The sequence below is a fragment of the Zhouia amylolytica AD3 genome, assembly GCF_000511935.2.
Taxonomy (GTDB): domain Bacteria; phylum Bacteroidota; class Bacteroidia; order Flavobacteriales; family Flavobacteriaceae; genus Zhouia; species Zhouia amylolytica.
This window is the reverse complement of record NZ_AYXY01000026.1, coordinates 171,802-195,039: the sequence shown is the minus strand read 5'-3', so window position 1 is coordinate 195,039 and position 23,238 is coordinate 171,802. Positions and strand designations below refer to the sequence as shown.

The following is a 23,238-nucleotide window of genomic DNA, read 5'->3' as shown; positions in this document are numbered from 1 at the left end:
AACTTCATTCGAAATTTTTTTAAATCCTGAGAACTTATCTTTCCTCAAGAAAATTATACCGATAGCTCTTGCTTCAACCAATCGTAACCTTTCTCCTCTAGTTCTAAAGCAAGTTCTTTTCCTCCAGATTTAACAATCTTACCGTCTAATAATACGTGAACAAAATCCGGAACGATATATTCAAGTAATCGCTGGTAGTGTGTAATTACTACTACCGCATTATCTTTACTTCTAAGTTTATTAACTCCATTAGAAACAATTCTCAAGGCATCAATATCCAATCCTGAATCTGTTTCATCAAGAATGGCAAGTTTTGGCTCTAGCATTGCCATCTGGAAAATTTCATTTCTCTTTTTCTCACCTCCTGAGAATCCCTCATTCAAGGAACGCGAAAGGAATTTTCTATCGATTTCTAATAACTCAGATTTTTCTCGGATAAGCTTTAACATCTCATTTGCAGGCATTTCTTCTAAACCTCTTGCCTTACGCGTTTCGTTAATAGCTGTTTTTATAAAATTGGTAACCGTTACTCCAGGAATTTCTACCGGATATTGAAACGAAAGAAATATTCCGTTATGCGCACGTTCTTCAGGTGCAAATTCGTTAATATTCTCTCCTTCGAAAACGATATCTCCCTCTGTTACTTCATACTCCTCTTTACCTGCTATCACAGACGACAAAGTACTTTTACCAGAACCATTTGGTCCCATAATAGCATGTACTTCACCTGGGTTTACCTGAAGGTTGATACCTTTCAAAATATCTTTCTCTTCTATACCGGCATGTAAATTCTTAATCGTTAACATCTTATCTATTTGAATTTATATCTTTATTTTTAGGGTTGCCCCTTAATCTTCTAAATTTTAATCCTATCCTACTGATCCTTCCAGGGAAATTTCCAATAATTTTTGAGCTTCTACTGCGAACTCCATCGGAAGTTTATTCAACACTTCTTTGCTAAACCCATTAACAATTAACGCAATTGCTTTTTCAGTATCGATCCCTCTCTGATTACAATAGAATATTTGATCTTCACCAATTTTACTGGTAGTGGCCTCATGTTCTATCTGCGCCGTTTTATTTTTTGCCTCTATGTAAGGAAATGTATGTGCTCCACATAAATTACCCATCAACAACGAATCACATTGCGAGAAGTTCCTTGCATTTTCAGCACCTCTGTTAACCTGCACTAATCCACGGTAACTATTTTGTGACTTTCCGGCAGAAATACCTTTTGAGATGATGGTACTCCTGGTATTCTTACCAATGTGAATCATCTTAGTACCGGTATCAGCCTGTTGGTAGTTGTTTGTTACAGCTATCGAGTAAAATTCACCAATCGAATTATCTCCCTTAAGAATACATGAAGGATATTTCCAGGTAACTGCCGAACCAGTTTCTACCTGGGTCCAGCTAATCTTAGCATTCTTTTCACACAGCCCTCTTTTGGTAACGAAGTTAAAAACTCCACCTTTTCCTTCTTTATCTCCCGGAAACCAATTTTGAACAGTCGAATACTTTATCTCTGCATCATCTAAAGCAATAAGCTCTACTACAGCAGCATGTAATTGATTTTCATCTCGCTGAGGAGCTGTACAGCCCTCGAGATAACTCACGTAACTACCTTCGTCAGCAACCACGAGAGTTCTTTCAAACTGTCCGGTTCCCGCCTGATTGATACGGAAATAGGTCGACAGCTCCATCGGACATCTTACACCTTTCGGTATATAGCAAAATGAACCGTCAGAGAAGACCGCTGAATTTAAGGCCGCATAAAAATTATCTCTTTGCGGAACCACGGTACCTATGTACTTTTTAACCAACTCAGGATGTTCCTTGATCGCTTCTGATATCGAGCAAAAAATGATCCCTTTTTCAGCTAATGTCTTTTTAAAAGTTGTAGCAACGGACACTGAATCCATTACAACATCAACAGCTACACCAGCCAATTTTTTCTGTTCTTCAATAGAAATCCCTAATTTCTTGAAAGTTTCCAGCAATTCAGGATCTACCTCATCAAGACTTTCATATTCCGGTTTCTTTTTCGGAGCAGAATAATATGATATATCTTGAAAACTCGGCTTTTTATACGTTACGTTCGCCCATTCAGGCTCTTCCATTTTTTCCCAAGCTCTAAAAGCCTCAAGTCTCCATTCGGTCATCCATTCCGGCTCCTCCTTCTTTTTAGAAATAGCACGCACGATGTCTTCGTTCAGACCATTTGGAAACGTTTCAGCTTCAATATCTGTATAAAACCCGTATTCGTATTCTTTAGTTTCGAGTTCTTTTTTTAATTCTTCTTCAGTATACGCCATCTTTGTCAATTTCAAAATTAGTCAACCAATTTATTAGTCGATTCTTATAACGAAAAGCTTTCACCACACCCACAGGTACGCTGTGCGTTTGGATTGTTAAACACAAAACCTTTTCCGTTTAGTCCGCCAGAATATTCTAAAGTGGTGCCTACGAGATACAAAAAACTCTTTTTGTCTACTACAAGCTTTATATCGTTGTCTTCAAAAAGTTTATCGTCGTCGGTTTTACTCTTATCAAAATTTAAATCGTAAGACAAACCGCTGCAACCGCCACTCTTCACACCTACTCTAACGTAATCCTGTGCGGCGTTGAACCCATCATCTGACATGAGTTCTACTAACTTATTTTTCGCTGTTTCAGAAACCTTTATCATCTTTAAACAGATTAGTTCTAAATAGTAGGCAAAAATAGTATTTTAAAGCCGATTTACCATAAGTTACAACATTATTATAACAAATCGTTCTATAGATTTATATTATAACTATTCTTTATGAAACGAACATAAGTTGAGAAGTCTTTACACATCTAGGTTTAACAGCTCTTTCAACATTTTCTTCCCCTCAGGAAGCAATATGATTTGTCTGGAATTTTTTACTTTTTTAACCCATCCTTTTTGAAGCATATTTTCAAATATTTTTGCACCAAGCGCTCCGGCGATATGATGCCTTCTTTCGCTCCAATCCAGGCATTGATACGCCAAAGATCTCTTTTCATTCCTCAACTGACGTACATCGATCCCAAAAGACAAAAACCATTTTTCTCCATAGGAAGTAACTACATAATCCTTATTTAAGAATTTTAATATACTGTTATCAATTAAAGCTTCTGTAAGTTTCACCCCCAGAGCCCCAGCGAGATGATCATAACATGTTCTGGCCTCAGTAAGCCCTTTAGGACAGGGCCTTTTAACCCTTTTATACCCTTCATGGTTTGGAATCAAGCTAGCTATAGACTCAATAGCCTGAGCAACTGAAGCATTTTGAAAGGTGTAATACCTATGCCTACCTTGCTTTGTAACAGCAAGGATTTCGGAAGCTACCAATTTAGTCAAATGATTGCTGGCTGACTGTGGAGAAACATCAGCGCATACTGCTAGCTCAGAAGCCGTATAGGATCTTCCATCAAGCAAATTCCAAAGCATTATAGCGCGACTTTTATCACCTATCAATACTGCTATTCGACTAAATTGATCTTCTAATTCTTCCATTATTACTTATTAATCCCAAACAAGCGGACGATCGACTCCAAGTGTTCTTAAATAGCTCAATACTTGTCCTGCATGAACAGCTTCATGATACACCATCCGATTTAAATAATCCCCTAATTTTTTGTTCTGCCCTAATTCTTTCCTCACAATTCTTATGCTATCAAGATCAGTATCAGAAAGTTTTTTGATCATTTCAATAAAACTTTCCCTGTATTTTTGGGCAAAGTCAAGTTCGTTTTCCACATTTCCATAACTAAGACTTTCCCAAGGAGATTTATAAACACCTAAAACTCCTTCACCTTCTATAATTTTATGATATAAATACTCCCCTTCTAGTACATGGCGAATTATTTCTATAAAGGAAAACGCATTTTTATCAGGCCTCCAATTTAAATATTCTACAGGAATTCCTCTCCATAATTTAGCACTTCGCCGTCTTGTTTCGGAGAAGTTTAATCTTAACAATTCTGTTGCACTCATAATCTTTCTTGTTTTCAGCAAAACTATATCAACCGAACCTTGAATATTTCATTTTATAATGAAGTGTCTACTTTAGCACCACACAAAGACAACCTACTTTTAATTTTTAACTTCCAACTTTATATTACCTTTGCAACATGTTAGAAGATAAGAATCCAAAGCGCACATCAGTATCAGATCTTGGCGAATTCGGCCTGATCGATCATCTTACGAAATATTTTGATCCCATCCATGAATCTACCATCAAAGGCGTCGGAGACGACGCGGCTGTCTTAGATTTTAAGGGTCATAAAACGGTAATCTCAACAGACCTCCTGGTTGAGGGGGTTCACTTCGACCTCAGCTACACGCCTTTAAAACATTTAGGCTACAAGGCTGTAATGGTTAACATATCTGACATCTATGCAATGAATGCGCTTGCTACCCAAATAACGGTATCCATTGCTGCCTCTAACAGATTCCCTCTTGAGGCTCTTGAAGAACTCTATGCAGGTATTCAATTAGCTTGTAAAAACTATAAGGTGGACCTGATAGGAGGCGATACCACCTCGTCTAACAAAGGGCTTTTAATCTCTATCACTGCAATAGGTAAGGCTACAGACAATGAAATCACCTATAGAAGTGGGGCACAACCCAACGACCTCCTTGTTACCAGTGGAGATATTGGCGGGGCATATATGGGCTTACAAATACTGGAGCGTGAAAAAGAAGTTTTCAAAGTAAACCCTAACAACCAACCTGATCTTTCTCCATATTCATATATTATCGAAAGACAATTAAAGCCAGAGGCTCGCAAAGACATACCACAACTTTTGAAAGATCTTGAGGTAAAACCTACTTCGATGATTGACATTAGCGACGGACTTTCTTCAGAAATCATTCATATCTGCAAGAACTCTAAAGTAGGATGCAATTTGTTTGAGGATAAAATACCTTTGGACCCTCAGGTAATTTCCACATGTGAGGAATTTGATCTCAATAGCACTACAGTTGCACTGAGCGGCGGCGAAGACTATGAATTATTATTCACTATTTCTCAGGATGATTACCCTAAAATTAAGGCAAATCCACACCTTACCGTCATAGGCCACATGACAGCAGAGGGTGAAGGCATTCATCTCATTACACGAGCAAACACAAAAATTCCAATCACATCTATGGGTTGGAATTCATATAGTGAAAACAACAATGAGACGGAAAAAGATTAGTATTCTAAGGCTTGCCTATGCCTTTTACGGTAGAAATGAGCCAATGTATTATTGATTTCTTTTCTTTCGGGGGTCAAGCTCACTATATGACCTCTATCATCGGTAGTTTTTTCACATTTGCAAACAGAGCATTGAAATTCTGTAACATGTGGGGTCACTTTTTTTGAGACTTTGTATCGATGACCAAAAATGCTGCATAAGCAATTAGCCAACGAAAATCCGGGGGTTTGCTTAGATTTTGACATACGTATTTTTGATTTGGGTGGTCTAATTTATTAAAATCTAGCCTTTTATCAAATACTTTTTAAAAAAATAAGCAAGTTTTCCACAAATTCTTCCTGATTTTCTACATAAGACATGTGCCCATCCTCCAACTCAACAGCCTCTACATTGTTGTTTCTGGTCTGCTCTAATAAGTCATTATAGTTCAATACTGGATCCTTTTTTCCAATAATTATCATTTTCCGATAAGGAGAAAAATGCAACAACACTTCTCTGTCATCTCTTATTTTCATCCCCTCTAAAGCGGCCACAATTCCTTGCAAAGGAGTCTGAAGTGCCTGTTTTTTTAACTCCTTAATCTCTTCAGCAAAGATTTTCCTGTTCTTAGGTCTAAATAAATTTGTGATCGCCATTCTAATAAAGCTTTTGTGGTTATATTTTACAGCTTCAATAGCACGATCCCTATTCTTCTTCTTTTCTTCGGAATCAGCTCTCGAAGTAGAATTTAGCAAAACTAAACCCTTCACATTGTCAGGATTTTTCTCAGCGAATGCCAAAGCCACATATCCTCCCATTGAATGCCCAACGAATACAGATTTGCGTATTTTAAGATAATTCAAAACAGCCTCCACTACTTCAGCCATCATCTCCATGGTATGTACATAACCAAAACATCCAGTTTTACCATGCCCGGGAAGATCAATGCTAATCACCCTGTATTTAGAAACAAAATATGACTTCACCTCTTTCCAAATAGTACTATTTTCTAAAAATCCATGCAGAAAAACTACAGCAGTCCCTTTGCCTTCATCTTCAAAATAAACTGAAGTTCCTTTATGCAAAATCTCCATCACCTTCTTTGTTTAAAATTCTTAATTTAGACTTCTATTAAAAACGCGTCAAAGATATTAACTACATGAACAAAACGAAAGAAACTCTGCTAACCGCTTTTGCCTTGTTTTCTTTATTCTTTGGCGCCGGAAATCTTATACTCCCACCATTTTTGGGATACAATAGTGGCGATCAATGGTTTTTAACATCGATTGGGTTTTCAATTTCAGCGGTCCTAATACCAATACTCGGTATCTATGCACACGCAAAGATACAAGGGACTATGATCGACTTCGCAAAAAAAGTGTCTCCTGTTTTTAGTTTTGTATACTGCTCATTAGTATACCTGATAGCCATAGGTCTACCATCCCCGAGAACGGCCTCTGTTACCCACGAAATGGCCATTAGTCCTTATTTTAATGTTTCACCGTTAATCACCAGTACAGTTTATTTTATATTGGTTTTTATAATCGTCATTAATCGCTCCAAACTCATCGAGGTTATCGGTAAATTTATAACACCATTAATTCTATTTATATTAATAAGCATCATGGGTGTATCTATCTTTTCGAATAACAGCCCAGCCGCAAATTCACCTTATCCAAAACCCTTTTCTTCGGGAATTTTAGAAGGATATCAAACTTTTGACGCCATAGGAGCTGTTGTTGTAGGCGCCGTTATCATAATTTCCATTAACATAAGAAGTAATGAGACCTATATAGCAAAAAGAAAGCTAATCAGCAGAGCAGGGATTCTGGCAGGCCTGGGACTATTTATAATTTACACCGGACTTATCTTTACCGGTGCTTTGTATGGCCCTGAATTTTCAGATAATGTTTCGAGAACTAATCTCCTCAACGGAATAGCTGCCAAAACTTTAGGCAGCATTGGTCGTCAGTTTCTAAGTATCCTGGTTACGCTTGCGTGTTTCACGACTGCAGTAGGTATAGTTACGGGAACTTCAGACTACGCAAAACAAATCTTCAACAATTCCAAAACTGCCTTCCTCATTACAGCTATCCTGGGTTGCAGTCTGGGCATACTGGTGGGGCAACTTAATGTTGGTTACATTATTGACATAGCAATTCCTGCGCTGGCATTTATTTACCCAATCACCATCGTACTGATCATACTCAATGCAATTCCTGCGAAATATACTTCTTCTGTTGTTTTCAAAATGGTAGTAATCACCACCATTTTATTCAGCATTCCAGATTTTATACAAACCCTGGGACTTCATCAGGATTTCTCATTATGGCATCAATTTATACCATTTTCGGAACACCAATTGGGTTGGACCGCACCTGCCCTTATTGCTTTAATAGCAACAAACATTTTTTTAAAATATTCTGACAAGCTTAAATCGACAAGCTAATTCATTTCTTTTCCTTTTTAATTCAAGGTGGTTATCCACCAAACACATCCCATTGGGTCTTCGAACCCGGCACTTCTTGTTTCATCATCTTCATTCATCGGAAACATTAGAGGAACTGCACCATTATCCAGCGCCTTGTAAAAGATAGCATCTGCGTCATTGACATAAATATAAAATGCTGATTTTGAAGAAACATCACCCTTAACGGCCTGAGTAATCATCACCGTGGTATCCCCCACTCTTAATTCCGAATACTCTACCCGTTTGTGTCTATCCAATCTCCTCACTCTTTCTTCAGCATTAAATATTTTTCGAGTGAAATCAATAAACATATCGATGTCCTTTAGCATTAAAAAGGGCATCATTTGCTGATGCCCAACGGTTATTTTCGTTCTTTTCATCTTGCACTTGATTTTTGAATTAGTGCAATAACGAATGAAGAGAAATATTATTGAATATGAAAACTATTTCTTGTTGTTCATATATTCTTCGATTTCACCTACTTCAATTGGTATATTCTTCATTAAATTAATTGGTTCACCAGATTCCTGAACCACCACATCATCTTCAAGTCGAATTCCCAAGTTTTCATCTGGAATATAAATCCCAGGTTCTACCGTAAATATCATATTGGATTTAATTGGGGTTTTAAGTTCGCCATAATCATGAGTGTCTAAGCCTAAATGGTGACTTGTTCCATGCATAAAATATTTTTTATATGCCGGCCATTCGGGGTTCTCATTTTGCACATCGGCTTTATCTAACAACCCCAACTCTAACAACTCAAAAGTCATGAATTTACCGACTTCTTTATGGTATTCCTTCAAAATTGTGCCTGGAACCAACATTTTTGTCGCCTCCTTCTTAACCCTCAAAACTGCATTATACACATCCTTTTGCCTTTGCGTAAAACGACCATTCACAGGAATTGTTCTTGTCATGTCACTACTGTAATTAGCATATTCGGCTCCCACATCCATCAAAAGCATGTCACCATCCTTACATTCCTGGTTGTTTTCAATATAATGCAATACACAAGCGTTAAAACCCGAGGCGATTATTGGGGTGTAAGCGAATCCTCGCGATCTATTACGCAAAAATTCATGCATATATTCAGCTTCTATCTCATACTCCATTACTCCGGGCTTTACAAAATTCAGAACCCGTTTAAATCCTTTTTCAGTAATTTCACAGGCATGCTTTAAAATAGCTGTTTCTTCTATCTCCTTCACTCCTCTTAACTGATGCATTACCGGATTACTTTTTTCCCATTTATGGGCTGGGAATTTCTCTTTACACCATTTTATAAATCGATCTTCCCTGGTTTCAGTTTCAACCGCCAATCCTCCACGGTAATGTTCATTAGTGTTGAAATAAACAGTATCTGCTTCAGTCATTAATTCGAAGAAGATCTTTTCAAACTCAGACAACCAATAAACAGTTCTGACCCCACTTATTTCGAATGCCTTTTCTTTACTTAGTTTTTCGCCTTCCCAAATCGCTATATGCTCATTAGTCTCTCTAACAAATAAAACCTCTCTATGCTTCTCCTCATGAGCATCAGGAAATAACAACAATACGGTCTCTTCCTGATCGGCTCCGGTTAAATAAAAGAGATCTCTTGCCTGCTGAAACGGAATAGTTGAGTCAGCTCCAATTGGATAGATGTCATTTGAATTAAAAATTGCGATACTTTTTGGCTTCATAGCAGCCATGAACTTTGTCCTATTTTTTACAAAAAGATTTTTGTCTATCGGAAGGTATTTCATATCAATATATTTAAAAACAAATTTATACATTTGATAATGAATAACATATTAATCGGATGCAAAATATAACTAACTACCTGTTGCTCTTTACAGGATTCATCACGCTCAGCGCCACCGCTCAAATCAAAGATCCATATCGCATTTTTAACCAGAAAGGCAAGCAAGTGTCTTATAAAAAAATGCTTAAAGATCTCTCCAGGTCGGAAGTCATACTTTTTGGCGAACTGCACAACAACCCTATAGCCCATTGGCTTGAATATGAAGTCACTTCTGATTTATTGAAATCCGATTCTTTAATTCTTGGGGCAGAGATGTTTGAAGCAGATGACCAAAACACTCTTAATGATTACCTCATGGGGTTCATAAATGCAAAAACCATGGATTCAATCATCAGTCCCTGGCCAAACTATAAAACGGACTATAAACCATTGGTGGATTTAGCAAAAAGAAACAAGCTTAGTTTTATTGCTACTAATGTACCCCGGAAATACGCCAACCTGGTATTCAAAAAAGGATTCGAAGCCCTCGAACCCCTTACTGATCAGGAAAAAAACTATATAGCTAAACTTCCAATCGTTTATGACCCGAACCTCCCCTCATATAAGGCTATGCTAGAAATGATGCCGGGACATGGAGGAGCAAACCTGCCCAAGGCGCAAGCAATTAAGGATGCTACAATGGCCTTCTTTATATTAAAACATTTAAAACCCAACCACCTCTTCATCCATTACAACGGGTCTTATCATTCTAATAATTTTGAAGGAATTGGTTGGTATTTAAAACGACAACGTTCAGAATTAAACATAAAAACCATTAACATTGTAGAACAAAAAGCACTCAGGAAACCAGAAGCAGAACATATGAATTCGGCTCACTACATTATAGTTGTTGACAAGGATATGACTAAAACGTATTGATAAAACCGTTAAACTTCTTTTAATCTTTTTGAGGTTATTTTAACAATCTCTATTTTCATCCGCTAGTAAAACAATCATTAATATGAAAAAACATATACTCCTAGCTGGTATTATATCAGCCTTCAACCTTATTCAGGCACAACAACCCCCCACCGCTCCAGATCTTGTTGAGAAAAGCGTTTCAGACCATGAAAACATGCGTGAAAAATCAATAGTCAAAAACCTTCCTTTCACCAGTATCGGACCCACTATTATGAGTGGACGGGTAGTGGATTTGGATGTTAACCCCAATGACCCTACGGAGTTTTATGTTGGCTACGCTTCCGGCGGTGTATGGCACACTAATAATAACGGGACAAGCTTCACTTCCATAATGGACCAAGCTCCAACTCAAAATATCGGTGACATAGCAGTTGACTGGAAAAATGGCACCATTTGGGTAGGAACCGGAGAAAACAATTCCTCTCGCTCTTCATATGCAGGTATTGGAGTTTTAAAAACGACTGACCAGGGAAAAACATGGAAAAATGTGGGACTCAATGACTCCCATCATATCGGGAGAATTATCATAAATCCAACAAATCCTAATGAGGTTATAATCGGGGTTACAGGACATTTATATTCAAAAAACAGCGAAAGAGGTGTTTATAAAACTTCGGATGGAGGATTAACCTGGAAGAAAACGCTCTATATTAATGACGAAACAGGTATAATAGACTTAGTACATTCTCCTGATAATTTTAATGTCATGTATGCTGCTGCATGGGAAAGAGACCGTAAAGCATGGAATTTTACAGGTAGTGGTGACAATTCCGGAATCTACAAAAGTACCGATGGTGGAGATAGCTGGTCATTAATTACTTCTAAAAACAGTGGATTTCCTACAGGAGAGGGTGTTGGAAGAATCGGATTGGCCGTATATGACGACAACACCTTATTTGCTGTCCACGACAGTCAATTTCACAGAGAGAAAAAAGACGATACTTCCGACAGTTCAGATAAACTCACCAAAGACGACTTTAAATCCATGCCGACGGAAGAGTTTATGAAGCTTGACAATAAAAAGCTAAATGAGTTCTTAAAAACGAATGGGTTTCACGAAAAATACCGCGCTCAAAATGTAAAACAACTAGTTAGCACCGGAACTGTAAAACCAAATGATTTGGCCAAGTATCTAGAAGACGCCAACGCTTTACTTTTTGACACACCAGTAAAAGGCGCTGAGGTATATAAAAGCACTGATGGTGGAAAATCCTGGCATAAAACACATGAAGAGTACATCGATGGATTATTCTATAGCTATGGTTATTATTTTGGAGAAATCAGGGTCGACCCAAGCAATGCCAATAAACTTTATATAGGCGGAGTTCCACTCGTTAAATCCGATGATGGTGGTAAAAACTGGAAAATCATCAGCAAGGAAAACGTACATGCTGATCATCAGGCATTATGGATCAACCCGAATAAGTCAGGACACTTAATCAATGGAAATGATGGTGGCGTTAACATTTCCTATGATGACGGCGAACACTGGATTAAAAATAACACTCCTGCAGTAGGTCAGTTTTATGCAGTTAATATCGACCATCAAAAGCCTTACAATATATACGGAGGATTACAGGACAATGGGGTATGGACCGCACCTCATAACGCTCGACAAGATCAAAGCTGGAAACAGTATGGTAGCTACCCCTGGAAGGAATTAATGGGCGGTGACGGAATGCAAGTACAGATTGACAACAGAAATCATAACATTATTTATACGGGTTATCAGTTTGGAAATTACTACAGAATAGATCAAGAAAAAAACAAGAGAGTTTATATACAACCAAAACATGAACTTGGCGAAAGCCCTTATCGATTCAACTGGCAAACCCCAATACTGCTCTCTCCGCACAATCAGGACATTTTGTATTTAGGAGGTAATAAGCTAATGCGCTCCATGAATCAGGGCAATGATTGGACTGCGATATCAGAAGATTTAACAAATGGGGGAAAACCAGGTAATGTAGCCTATGGAACACTCACAACCATTTCAGAATCTCCTTTTGAATTTGGTCTGATTTACACAGGAAGTGACGATGGAATGATACATGTAACCAAGAACGCCGGTGCCAGCTGGGAAGTTATCTCCTCAAACCTGCCAAAGGATTTATGGGTATCAAGGGTTATTGCCTCCTCTCACAAGAAAGAAAGAGTTTATGTCACTTTAAACGGTTATCGCTGGGACGATTTTAATACTTATGTTTACATGAGTGACGACTATGGAAAAAACTGGAAAGACATCAGTTCGAATCTTCCAATTTCTCCAGTGAATGTGATTAGAGAAGACCCAACGAATCAAGATCTGTTATACCTTGGAACCGATAATGGTTTGTTTGTTTCATTAAACAGCGGTAATTCGTGGGAGGCATTCGGTAAAAACCTTCCTATGGTAGCAGTGCACGACCTTGTCATTCAGCCCGAAGCTAAGGACCTCGTTGTTGGGACTCATGGAAGGAGTATCTACATTGCTGACATTGCTCAATTACAGCAATTAACGGGAAATTCCATGACACAAGAGGTTATTCTTTTTGATATTAATGATATTAGACATTCTACTCGTTGGGGTAACAAGTGGAACCAGTGGTCTGAAACCTATGAGCCACACATTACCATTCCTTTTTATGTGTCTAGCTCTAAACAATTAAAAGCCAATGTAGTAACCACAAACAACATCGTTGTAAACTCGTTAGCTCTGGATGCAGACCAAGGGTTAAATTATAAGAAATTTGATCTCACTTTTTCGGATAATGGGAGAAAGGCATATGCCAAAAAGAATAAAAACGCCAACCTGAAAAAGGCAGCGAATGGCAAATACTACCTACCTAAAGGGACATATAAAATAATTGCAGGAACCAAAGAAAAACAATTCACTGTAAAGTAATTAAAAATTTAGGTGGCTTGATCAAGCCACCTAAATACTGAAAACCAACGCTTTTTTAAAACTAACTTAAATTAACTTACAAATATCTATGTAGGGTTTTAATTGGTTATCTCAAATATAACCATTCAGTACATTTTAAAACAGGGGTTATTTCCCCATTGTTAATAGTATTCCTCCCGTTTATTGTTAAATTTCAATCGTTTTAGCTGCCATTCTTTGTTAAATTTCAATTTATTTTAAACTCATTCTAAATTGCGCTCAAATTAGAATCTAAAGTTTGTTAATGAATTGCCTGTACAGTATTTTTGTTCATCAATAAAAATCATCTACTAATGAGCGGAATTTTAAATTCATCAATAGCGAGAAAAGTCGCAATGGCTCTTTCTGCTATATTCTTATTAATCTTCCTTTTACAACACTTTTTAATAAATTTCACATCTGTTATCAGTGAAAATCTATTTAATGAGCTTTCTCATTTTATGGGCACAAATATTCTAATTCAGGCTGTCATGCAACCTGTACTGATTTTTGCCGTTGTTTTTCACTTTGTAATGGGCTTTATTTTAGAAGCTAAAAATAAAAGTGCTCGTAAAATCAAGTATGTTAGCTATAATGGTGGCGCAAATTCGTCATGGATGTCAAGGAATATGATATACAGCGGCCTTGTGATCTTAGCTTTTCTTGTGTTACACTTCATTGACTTCTGGATTCCTGAAATGAACTATAAGTACATTCAGTTCAACCCTGAAGACCCAACCCGTTATTATGGTGAGCTAGTTCATAAGTTTGAAAGCCCATTAAGAGTTGGCGCTTATGTTGTGTCTTTTGCCTTGTTATCTCTACACCTTTTGCATGGATTTCAGTCATCTTTTCAATCTGTAGGATGTAATGGCAAATACACACCGGCATTAAAGGCTTTCGGGAAATACTTCGCAATCTTGATCCCTCTTGGGTTTATTTTCATTGCTCTTTTCCATCATTTTAACCATTAAAGATCAATTCAAATGGCAACATTAGAATCAAAAATACCACAGGGGCCAATAGGCGATAAGTGGACAAATCACAAGAACAATATAAACCTGGTAAATCCAGCCAACAAACGAAACATAGATGTTATCGTAGTTGGTACTGGTCTTGCCGGAGGATCGGCTGCAGCTACATTAGCAGAACTTGGATATAATGTAAAGACTTTCTGCTATCAAGACTCACCTCGTCGTGCACACTCGATTGCAGCCCAGGGAGGTATCAACGCTGCTAAAAATTATCAAGGCGATGGTGATTCCACCTATCGTTTGTTTTACGACACCGTTAAAGGTGGTGATTACCGCGCTCGCGAGGCGAATGTTTATCGATTAGCAGAGGTTTCTGCAAACATTATCGACCAATGTGTGGCGCAAGGAGTTCCTTTTGCTCGTGAATATGGTGGGTTATTGGATAATCGCTCTTTCGGTGGTGTTTTAGTATCGCGAACGTTCTATGCTAAGGGTCAAACAGGACAACAGCTTTTATTGGGTGCTTATGCGGCTATGAACCGTCAAATCAACCGAGGTAAAATTGAGTCTTTTAACCGTCATGAGATGCTCGACATCGTAGTTGTAGATGGTAAAGCACGTGGAATCATTGCAAGAAATATGGTTACAGGTGAAATTGAAAGACACGCTGCGCATGCGGTTGTCATTGCTTCAGGAGGATATGGGAACGTATTCTTTCTTTCAACAAACGCAATGGGAAGTAACGTGACAGCTTCATGGAAGATCCATAAGAAAGGTGCGTATTTTGCCAATCCATGCTTCACGCAAATCCACCCGACTTGTATTCCAGTTTCAGGTGATCATCAATCAAAACTAACATTGATGTCTGAATCACTTCGTAACGATGGCCGTATATGGGTGCCAAAGAAAAAGGAAGATGCGATTGCAATTCGTGAAGGAAGACTAAAACCTACTGAATTGGCGGAAGAAGACAGAGATTATTACCTGGAAAGAAGATATCCTTCATTCGGTAACCTGGTACCTCGAGATGTTGCTTCAAGAGCAGCAAAAGAAAGATGTGATGCCGGGTTTGGTGTTAATGCTACCGGTGAGGCCGTATTTTTAGATTTTGAATCTGCTATTATGCGCTACGGTAGAGAACAAGCCGCTATTCACGGTAATCACAATCCAAGCGATGCAGAGGTTCGTAAACTTGGGGAAGAGGTTGTTGAAAATAAATACGGAAACCTTTTCCAGATGTATGAGAAGATCGTTGATGAGAATCCATATAAAACGCCAATGAAAATTTACCCTGCCGTTCACTATACAATGGGTGGTATTTGGGTTGATTATAATTTAATGACTTCTATCGAGGGATGTTATGCCATTGGTGAAGCCAATTTCTCTGACCACGGAGCTAACCGTCTAGGAGCTTCAGCGCTAATGCAAGGATTAGCCGATGGTTATTTTGTACTTCCCTATACTATAGGAGATTATTTATCGCAAGATATCAGAACAGGTAAAATATCTACTGAGACTCCTGAATTTGAGGAAGCTGAAAAGAATGTTCAAGGTCAAATTGACGCTCTAATAAACAATAATGGTTCCAATTCTGTTGATCATTACCACAAAAAACTTGGTAAAATCATGTGGAATAAATGTGGAATGGCAAGGAACGAACAAGGACTTAAGGAAGCTATTAAAGAAATCAAAGAACTACGTGAAGATTTTTACAAAAATGTTCGCGTTACAGGAAGTGCTGACAGTAAAAATGCTGAGTTAGAAAAAGCAATGCGTGTTGCTGACTTTCTGGAATTAGGTGAATTATTCGCCAAGGATGCCCTACACCGAAATGAATCATGCGGTGGACACTTCCGTGAAGAATATCAAACGGAAGAAGGTGAAGCCTTGCGTGACGATGAGAACTTTAAGTATGTAGCCGCATGGGAGTATAAAGGCGAACCAAGTGATGCAGTACTTCACAAGGAGGACTTAGAGTATAAGAACATCGAATTAAAAACAAGAAGTTATAAATAGATATCAGTATTGAGACATGGGATGTTAGACTAACTGCTCAAAACTCAATACTCAATACTAAAATCTAAATATTATGAATCTTACATTAAAAATATGGCGTCAAAAAGACGCAAACACTCAAGGAAAGATCGTTGATTATCCTATCAGCGAGGTATCTCCGGATATGTCTTTTCTTGAAATGTTAGACGTTTTAAATGAACAATTAATCTCAAAAGGGGAAGAGCCCGTTGAGTTTGATCATGACTGTAGAGAGGGTATATGCGGAACTTGTTCATTACAGATAAATGGTGAGCCACACGGTCCGGATCGCGGAGTTACGACTTGTCAATTACACATGCGTATGTTCAAGGATGGTGACACTATTTTTATAGAACCCTTCAGAGCGAACGCCTTTCCTGTAATTAAAGATTTAATTGTAGATCGAAGTTCTTTTGACCGTATTCAACAAGCTGGTGGGTTTATTTCGGTAAACACCTCAGGTAACACCATAGATGCAAACTCAATTCCGGTAAACAAACACGATGCTGATAAGTCATTTGACGCAGCAACCTGTATTGGGTGTGGTGCTTGCGTAGCAGCCTGTAAAAATGCCAGTGCCATGTTATTTACATCTGCAAAAGTTTCTCAATTTGCCTTATTACCACAAGGACAAGTTGAAGCTACGGATCGCGTAATGAACATGGTTCGTCAAATGGATCTTGAAGGATTTGGAAACTGTACGAATACAGGAGCCTGTGAAATAGAATGCCCTAAAGGTATTTCTTTAGAGAATATTGCAAGAATGAACAGAGAATATCTAAAAGCTTCTACAAAGTAATTAATATTTTTTAAAGTCTTTATACGATCCCGAACATAAATTGTTCGGGATTTTTTATTTTTAGACAATGCAAAACAACTTATTAGAAATAGACCAGCTCTCCATTGCTTTTTCCACAGAAAAAAGACACCAGACCGTTGTTAGAAATATTTCCTACAGCCTCAAAACGAATGAAATTTTAGGAATCGTTGGAGAATCCGGAAGCGGAAAGTCTGTAAGTTCACTTGCCATAATGGGGCTTTTACCCAAGAAAATTTCAAAATTGGAATCAGGATACATCCGATTTGAAGACAAAGAATTAACTTCCATAGCCCATAAAGACTTTCGAAAAATCAGAGGAAAAGAAATAAGCATGATATTTCAAGAGCCCATGAGTTCCTTAAATCCTTCTTTGAAATGCGGAACTCAAGTTATGGAAATACTTTTTCAACATTCCTCAATGACTTCAAAAGAGGCAAAAGAAGAAACTCTGGCTCTTTTTAAAAAAGTCAAACTTCCGAGACCAGCCTCTATTTTTGACAGTTATCCTCACCAAATAAGTGGAGGACAGAAACAGCGGGTTATGATTGCCATGGCCATTGCATGCAAACCAAAAATTTTAATTGCAGATGAACCGACCACTGCCCTTGATGTTACCGTTCAAAAGGAAATTATAGCTCTTTTAAGAGATCTTCAGAAAGAAACTGGCATGAGTATCATTTTCATCTCTCATGACCTATCACTGGTCTCTGAAATAGCCGACAGTATTGTAGTTATGTATAAAGGAGAAATTGTGGAGAAAGGAGCAACCAATAAAATCTTTTCCAATCCCCAACACACTTATACGAAAGCACTACTTAATGCGCGTCCACCACTAAACAAAAGACTTGAAAAACTAGCTACCATAAAAGATTTTTTGGATGGAAGTTTTGAACCAAAAATAATATCAGAAGATAAACGAAAAGAAATACAGGCAAAAATCTATGAGCAACCTCCGATACTTGAGGTTATAAATATTGAAAAGACTTATTTTTCAAAGGCAGGATTATTTAAAAAGGATGCTTTAAAAGCCGTTAACAACGTAAGCTTTAAACTCTATGAAGGTGAAACCCTGGGCCTGGTAGGAGAAAGTGGTTGTGGTAAATCAACATTAGGAAACACCATTCTTCAACTGGATAAAGCTACTGCGGGAACCATTCTCTATAAGGGAGAGGACATAACCCTGCTTAATAAAAAAGCGCTCAGAGAACTAAGAAAAGAGGTTCAGATAATTTTTCAGGACCCCTATTCCTCATTAAATCCGAGAATCCCCATTGGAAAAGCAATTTCAGAACCCATGAAGGTGCACAAGATTTATACCTCCGAAAAGGACCGTAAGAAAAAAACAATTGATATTCTAGAACGGGTCGGGCTCTCTGAAGAACATTATAGCCGATATCCTCATGAATTTAGTGGAGGTCAGCGACAACGTGTAGGAATTGCAAGAACAATTGCTCTGAACCCAAAACTCATCGTTTGCGACGAATCGGTATCTGCATTAGATATCTCAGTACAGGCTCAGGTATTGAACTTGTTGAATGAACTAAAAGAAACTTTTGGTTTTACCTATATCTTCATTTCTCATGATTTGGCGGTGGTTAAATTCATGGCGGACCAATTATTAGTCATGAACAATGGTAAAATAGAAGAATTAGGAGACGCAGATTTAATATACTCAAACCCGACATCTTCATACACTAAAAAACTAATCGATGCCATTCCAAAAGGAATTTAGCATCGACGTTTTTTAGCTTCCGCAAATTATACATTTAATTTTTTAATGTTCACAGATTCATCTCAGGCACATCCCCTTCAATGATCAAGGTACCATCAGTAGCGTCCTTTATACTATCAACACTAACACCTGGTGCCCGTTCTAACAATTTAAACCCTTTATTTGTCACCTCTATCACTGCTAAATTAGTGACAATCTTCTTTACGCACTGTACTCCGGTTAAAGGCAAACTACATCTTTTTAGCAATTTAGAATCTCCTCTCTTATTGGTATGCATCATAGCGACGATGATGTTCTCCGCCGAGGCCACCAAATCCATAGCACCTCCCATTCCTTTAACCATTTTGCCAGGGATTTTCCAGTTGGCAATATCCCCATTCTCAGACACCTCCATGGCTCCTAAAATAGTAAGATCAACATGCTTCCCCCGGATCATCCCAAAACTTAATGAAGAATCAAAAAAGCTTGCTCCTGGCAAGGTTGTAATCGTTTGCTTACCAGCATTAATTATATCGGCATCCTCCTCACCTTCAAAAGGGAAGGGCCCCATTCCTAAAACTCCATTTTCACTTTGAAACTCTACCGAAATATCATCTCTAACATAATTAGCGACAAGTGTGGGAATTCCAATTCCGAGATTAACATAGTAGCCATCTTTAACCTCTTTAGCGATTCGCTGGGCAATCTGTTCTTTTGATAAACTCATAATTAATCTCTTTTTCTAACGGTACGCTGTTCGATTCGCTTTTCGAATTTTTCACCTTTAAAAATACGTTGTACAAATATTCCTGGTATATGAATTTGATTTGGATCTAATGACCCTACAGGCAGAAGTTCTTCGACTTCGGCAACCGTTATTTTAGCCGCCCCACACATAACCGGGTTAAAATTCCTGGCAGTTCCTTTGAAAATCAAATTACCGGCTTCATCTCCCTTCCATGCCTTTACAAAAGCAAAGTCAGCTTTGAAGGCATGCTCTAAAACATACATCTTACCATCGAACTCTCTGGTTTCCTTCCCTTCAGCAACTTCAGTTCCAAAACCAGCAGGGGTATAAATTGCAGGTAAGCCAACTTGAGCTGCCCTACAACGCTCTGCTAATGTTCCCTGAGGGATTAATTCAACATCAAGTTCACCACTAAGCATCTGCCGTTCAAATTCATCATTTTCTCCAACATATGAAGAAATCATTTTATTTATCTGATGATTCTGTAAAAGCAAACCAAGACCAAAGTCATCGACCCCGGCATTATTTGAGATACACGTAAGATCTTTTACGCCCAGTTTTACAAGCTCCGATATAGTATTTTCAGGAATACCACATAAACCGAACCCTCCGAGCATAAAGGTCATGCCATTATCGACCCCTAGAAGTGCTTCAGACACCGTACTGACTTTCTTTTTGATCATTCGTAAAATTTTAGCTGAAAATTACGAATATTTCAACGAATTGCAGAATTAATCTTTTAAAATCAAGAATATGTTATCAACAAAATAAATGAAGTAAACTAAGGTCTTAATACTTTAAATTACAGAAGAATCCAACAATATACAACCTGCATTCGCCATAGCTTTTAACGCGATTTCACCATCATCAGGATTTACATTAACAGCTTTGACCGCATCTGTTAAAACAAATGTTTTAAATCCGTTATCCACAGCATCCAAGGCAGTAGATTTAACACAATAATCCGTTGCCAGACCTACTACATAAAGTTCATCTACTCCCTGTTTCCTGAGATATGCAGCCAGATCAACATTACTAGCATCAAAAGCAGAATATCCATCATCAAGAATTCCTGTCCCTTTTAAGAATACCTGCTGTATATTATTGGTGTTTAACGATGGATGAAACTCGGCTCCTTTAGAGAATTGAACGCAATGTTTAGGCCATTTTAAAAAATGATCCGTTTGGTCCGGATGCCAATCTTTAGAAGCAATGACCAAATCAAATCTATGAGCAATATTATTAATAACATCTGTTATTTCTTCACCTCCTTTGGCCTCTAAAACACCTCCAGTGCAAAAATCGTTTTGAACATCGACTATTAACAACGCCTTCATAGTGCTACCCTTAATTAAAAGTCTATTTCAACCTCTTCCGCTTCAACAGGCTTATCTTCTTCCTCCACAGGTTTATCACAATCTACTCTAATGGTAAGCTCCTCAGGTTCCTGAAAAGCCTCTTTAGAAACTCCTAGATCCTCATTATTGTAACACTTCCTCATGTATAGTGCCCAAATAGGAAGTGCCATACTCGCTCCCTGACCATAGGTAATACTAGCAAAGTGAGCTGCACGATCTTCAGCACCTACCCATACACCTGTTACAAGATTAGGCACCATCCCCATAAACCAACCATCACTTTGATTATCAGTTGTTCCGGTTTTACCAGCAATCGGATTGTTGAATTCATATGGATAACCCGTTATGATCTCTTTATAAACAGCTGTACTAGCCCATTTATGTCTAAGACGGGTTCCTGACCCACCTTGAGTTACCCCTTCCATAAGTTTTACAGTGGTATAAGCAACTTCATCACTAACTACATCCCGAGTTTCCGGCACATACTCGTATAACACCGTACCGTTCTTATCTTCAATACGAGTTACCATCACCGGTTTTACGTATACCCCCTGATTGGCAAAAGTTCCATAGGCGCCTACCATTTCATACACTGAAATATCCGGGGTTCCTAACCCTATAGACGGTACTGGTAAAATCTCTGCTTCAACGCCTAGCTTTTTTACCATATTAACCACAGGCTGAGGCCCAACCTTATCCATTAATCTTGCGGTTAAAGAGTTTACTGAGTTTGCCAAGCCATCTTTTAACGACATCATTTCTCCCGTAAACTTACCATCAGCATTTTTCGGACACCACGGCTCAGGATTTCCATATTTATCTTTCTCTATACAAAACTGAACATCCGGTAATGAATCGCAAGGCGACACATGTAATTGATCTATAGCTGCAGCATAAACAAAGGGTTTAAACGTGGATCCTACCTGGCGCGAACCTTGCTTTACCTGATCGTACTGGAAATGCCTGTAATCGATTCCTCCAACCCATGCTTTAACATGACCGGTCTGAGGCTCCATAGACATCATTCCTGTACGCAGGAATTTCTTATAATAACGAATTGAGTCTAGAGGTGTCATTAAGGTGTCTATTTCACCTTCCCAACTAAAAACCGTCATCTCAATTTCCTTATCAAAAGAGTCCCTGATTTCTTTATCATTTTTTTTCAGGTCATATTTCATATGTCTCCAACGTTCAGATTGCTTTATCGAGCGCTCCAAAAGGTTATCAATTTCATCATTTGTAAGTCCTAAAAATGGTGCTGTTGGATTTCTATCAGGGGTATTTTGATGAAAAAATTCAGCTTGCAAACGCGGCATGTGCTCGTTTACAGCTTCTTCTGCATATGCCTGCATTCTAGAATCGATGGTGGTGTATATTTTAAGTCCATCTAAATATATATTATACTTTTCCCCATCCGGTTTAAAGTTTTTAGGGTCTTCAGCCCATTTTTTCAACCAATCTCTTAAGTACTCTCTAAAATACGTGGCGATCCCTTCTCTATGGGATTCCGGATGGAAGTCTATTTCCAATGGTAGCTGCTGGAGAGAATCTTTTAACTCTTCTGAAAGAAAATCGTTTTTCTCCATTTGACTCAATACTGTATTTCGTCTGTCCAAGGTCAGTTTTTCTCTTCGAAAAGGATTATAAAGAGAAGAATTCTTTAGCATACCTACCAACATAGCAGATTCTTGAATGCTCAGGTTTTGAGGTTCTTTCCCGAAATAAATTCTTGCAGCGGAGCGAATCCCGTCTCCATTATAACCGAAATCATACTGATTGAGATACATGGCTATAATCTCCTCTTTGGTATATTGCTTTTCCAGACGCACTGCAATCACCCATTCTTTAACCTTTTGAATAACCCTAGCTACAATATTACTTGAGGCCCTTTCTGTAAATAAAAGTTTAGCCAATTGCTGTGTAATGGTACTGGCACCACCCTTACTTCCCATATATGCAACAGCTCTTAAGGTACCTCTTGCATCTATCCCGGAATGGTCGTAATAACGTTCATCTTCTGTTGCTATCAAAGCTTTCACCAGATGGTCTGGCAATTCACTAAAACTTACAGGTGTTCTATTGGCATCAATATAAAATTTTCCCAAGGTCTCACCATCAGATGAGACAATTTCAGAGGCAAGATCTGTTTGCGGATTTTCTAAGACTTCAAATGTTGGAAGTTTTCCAAAAACTCCCCAAGATGCTAACAAAAACACTAGTACTCCTGCTGCAACACCGCTTGCAAACAACAACCAAAACCACTTAATAAATTTAAGGAAACCTGTATTCCCCTTTTTCTTTTTAGCAACAGACTTCTTTGCCAT

20 protein-coding genes are annotated in these 23,238 nt (G+C 38.2%); 8 read left to right on the top strand and 12 right to left on the bottom strand.

Translation table 11 applies throughout. From position 1 onward, the window contains the following. Positions 1–53 precede the first annotated feature (53 nt). From sufC to P278_RS14410, 5 genes are all read right to left on the bottom strand, one after another. On the bottom strand, positions 54–806 hold the full coding sequence (gene sufC / locus P278_RS14430) for a Fe-S cluster assembly ATPase SufC (RefSeq protein WP_038268453.1): 753 nt from the start codon (positions 804–806) through the stop codon (positions 54–56). 63 nt (positions 807–869) lie between these two features. Then, on the bottom strand, positions 870–2,315 hold the full coding sequence (gene sufB / locus P278_RS14425; RefSeq protein ID WP_038268451.1) for a Fe-S cluster assembly protein SufB: 1,446 nt from the start codon (positions 2,313–2,315) through the stop codon (positions 870–872). A gap of 44 nt (positions 2,316–2,359) precedes the next feature. Beyond that, on the bottom strand, positions 2,360–2,689 hold the full coding sequence (locus tag P278_RS14420) for a HesB/IscA family protein (RefSeq protein WP_038268449.1): 330 nt from the start codon (positions 2,687–2,689) through the stop codon (positions 2,360–2,362). A 144-nt stretch (positions 2,690–2,833) separates the two neighbouring features. Then, positions 2,834–3,523, bottom strand: coding sequence for an ArsR/SmtB family transcription factor (locus P278_RS14415; protein ID WP_038268447.1), 690 nt, complete (start codon positions 3,521–3,523; stop codon positions 2,834–2,836). A gap of 9 nt (positions 3,524–3,532) precedes the next feature. After that, the gene (locus P278_RS14410; RefSeq protein WP_038268445.1) at positions 3,533–4,003 is read right to left on the bottom strand and encodes a DinB family protein; all 471 of its coding nucleotides are present in this window, start codon (positions 4,001–4,003) and stop codon (positions 3,533–3,535) included. Positions 4,004–4,140: 137 nt separating this feature from the next. Between P278_RS14410 and thiL the strand changes: the two genes are divergently transcribed. Continuing rightward, positions 4,141–5,211 (top strand): thiamine-phosphate kinase, encoded by a 1,071-nt coding sequence (thiL, locus tag P278_RS14405; RefSeq protein WP_038268443.1) that lies wholly within the window; start codon positions 4,141–4,143, stop codon positions 5,209–5,211. 293 nt (positions 5,212–5,504) lie between these two features. Here thiL and P278_RS14400 read toward each other — a convergent pair whose 3' ends face one another. After that, positions 5,505–6,284: an alpha/beta fold hydrolase gene (locus P278_RS14400; RefSeq protein ID WP_038268441.1), complete on the bottom strand. Its 780-nt coding sequence runs from the start codon at positions 6,282–6,284 to the stop codon at positions 5,505–5,507. 65 nt (positions 6,285–6,349) lie between these two features. Between P278_RS14400 and brnQ the strand changes: the two genes are divergently transcribed. Further along, positions 6,350–7,639: a branched-chain amino acid transport system II carrier protein gene (gene brnQ, locus P278_RS14395; RefSeq protein ID WP_038268439.1), complete on the top strand. Its 1,290-nt coding sequence runs from the start codon at positions 6,350–6,352 to the stop codon at positions 7,637–7,639. A 17-nt stretch (positions 7,640–7,656) separates the two neighbouring features. Here brnQ and P278_RS14390 read toward each other — a convergent pair whose 3' ends face one another. Beyond that, a complete protein-coding gene (locus P278_RS14390) occupies positions 7,657–8,040 on the bottom strand; it encodes a VOC family protein (RefSeq protein ID WP_038268437.1) in 384 nt (127 codons plus the stop codon). A 63-nt stretch (positions 8,041–8,103) separates the two neighbouring features. After that, entirely contained in the window at positions 8,104–9,408 is a 1,305-nt protein-coding gene (locus P278_RS14385; protein ID WP_038268668.1) for an aminopeptidase P family protein, read from the bottom strand. A gap of 56 nt (positions 9,409–9,464) precedes the next feature. On the opposite strand from P278_RS14385, the gene P278_RS14380 reads away from it, so the two are divergent. The 6 genes from P278_RS14380 to P278_RS14355 all read left to right on the top strand — a co-directional run bounded on the left by P278_RS14380 (position 9,465) and on the right by P278_RS14355 (position 18,829). Continuing rightward, positions 9,465–10,325, top strand: a complete 861-nt coding sequence (locus P278_RS14380) for a ChaN family lipoprotein (protein ID WP_038268435.1) — start codon at positions 9,465–9,467, stop codon at positions 10,323–10,325. An 82-nt stretch (positions 10,326–10,407) separates the two neighbouring features. Continuing rightward, a complete protein-coding gene (locus P278_RS14375) occupies positions 10,408–13,251 on the top strand; it encodes a sialidase family protein (protein ID WP_038268433.1) in 2,844 nt (947 codons plus the stop codon). Positions 13,252–13,583: 332 nt separating this feature from the next. Continuing rightward, positions 13,584–14,243, top strand: coding sequence for a succinate dehydrogenase cytochrome b subunit (locus P278_RS14370; RefSeq protein WP_038268431.1), 660 nt, complete (start codon positions 13,584–13,586; stop codon positions 14,241–14,243). Positions 14,244–14,255: 12 nt separating this feature from the next. After that, entirely contained in the window at positions 14,256–16,259 is a 2,004-nt protein-coding gene (locus tag P278_RS14365; protein WP_038268429.1) for a fumarate reductase/succinate dehydrogenase flavoprotein subunit, read from the top strand. Positions 16,260–16,332: 73 nt separating this feature from the next. Then, entirely contained in the window at positions 16,333–17,076 is a 744-nt protein-coding gene (locus tag P278_RS14360) for a succinate dehydrogenase/fumarate reductase iron-sulfur subunit (RefSeq protein ID WP_038268427.1), read from the top strand. Between the two features lie 67 nt (positions 17,077–17,143). Further along, positions 17,144–18,829: an ABC transporter ATP-binding protein gene (locus tag P278_RS14355; protein ID WP_038268423.1), complete on the top strand. Its 1,686-nt coding sequence runs from the start codon at positions 17,144–17,146 to the stop codon at positions 18,827–18,829. A gap of 49 nt (positions 18,830–18,878) precedes the next feature. Here the strand turns inward: P278_RS14355 and P278_RS14350 are convergent, their stop codons facing one another. The 4 genes from P278_RS14350 to P278_RS14335 form a co-directional block, all read right to left on the bottom strand. Continuing rightward, positions 18,879–19,535: a CoA transferase subunit B gene (locus P278_RS14350; RefSeq protein ID WP_038268420.1), complete on the bottom strand. Its 657-nt coding sequence runs from the start codon at positions 19,533–19,535 to the stop codon at positions 18,879–18,881. A gap of 2 nt (positions 19,536–19,537) precedes the next feature. Then, a complete protein-coding gene (locus P278_RS14345; RefSeq protein WP_038268417.1) occupies positions 19,538–20,239 on the bottom strand; it encodes a CoA transferase subunit A in 702 nt (233 codons plus the stop codon). A 114-nt stretch (positions 20,240–20,353) separates the two neighbouring features. Further along, positions 20,354–20,893 carry an isochorismatase family protein gene (locus tag P278_RS14340; protein WP_038268414.1) on the bottom strand — a complete coding sequence of 180 codons (540 nt, stop codon included), beginning with the start codon at positions 20,891–20,893 and terminating at the stop codon, positions 20,354–20,356. 14 nt (positions 20,894–20,907) lie between these two features. After that, positions 20,908–23,238 (bottom strand): penicillin-binding protein 1A, encoded by a 2,331-nt coding sequence (locus P278_RS14335; RefSeq protein ID WP_038268411.1) that lies wholly within the window; start codon positions 23,236–23,238, stop codon positions 20,908–20,910.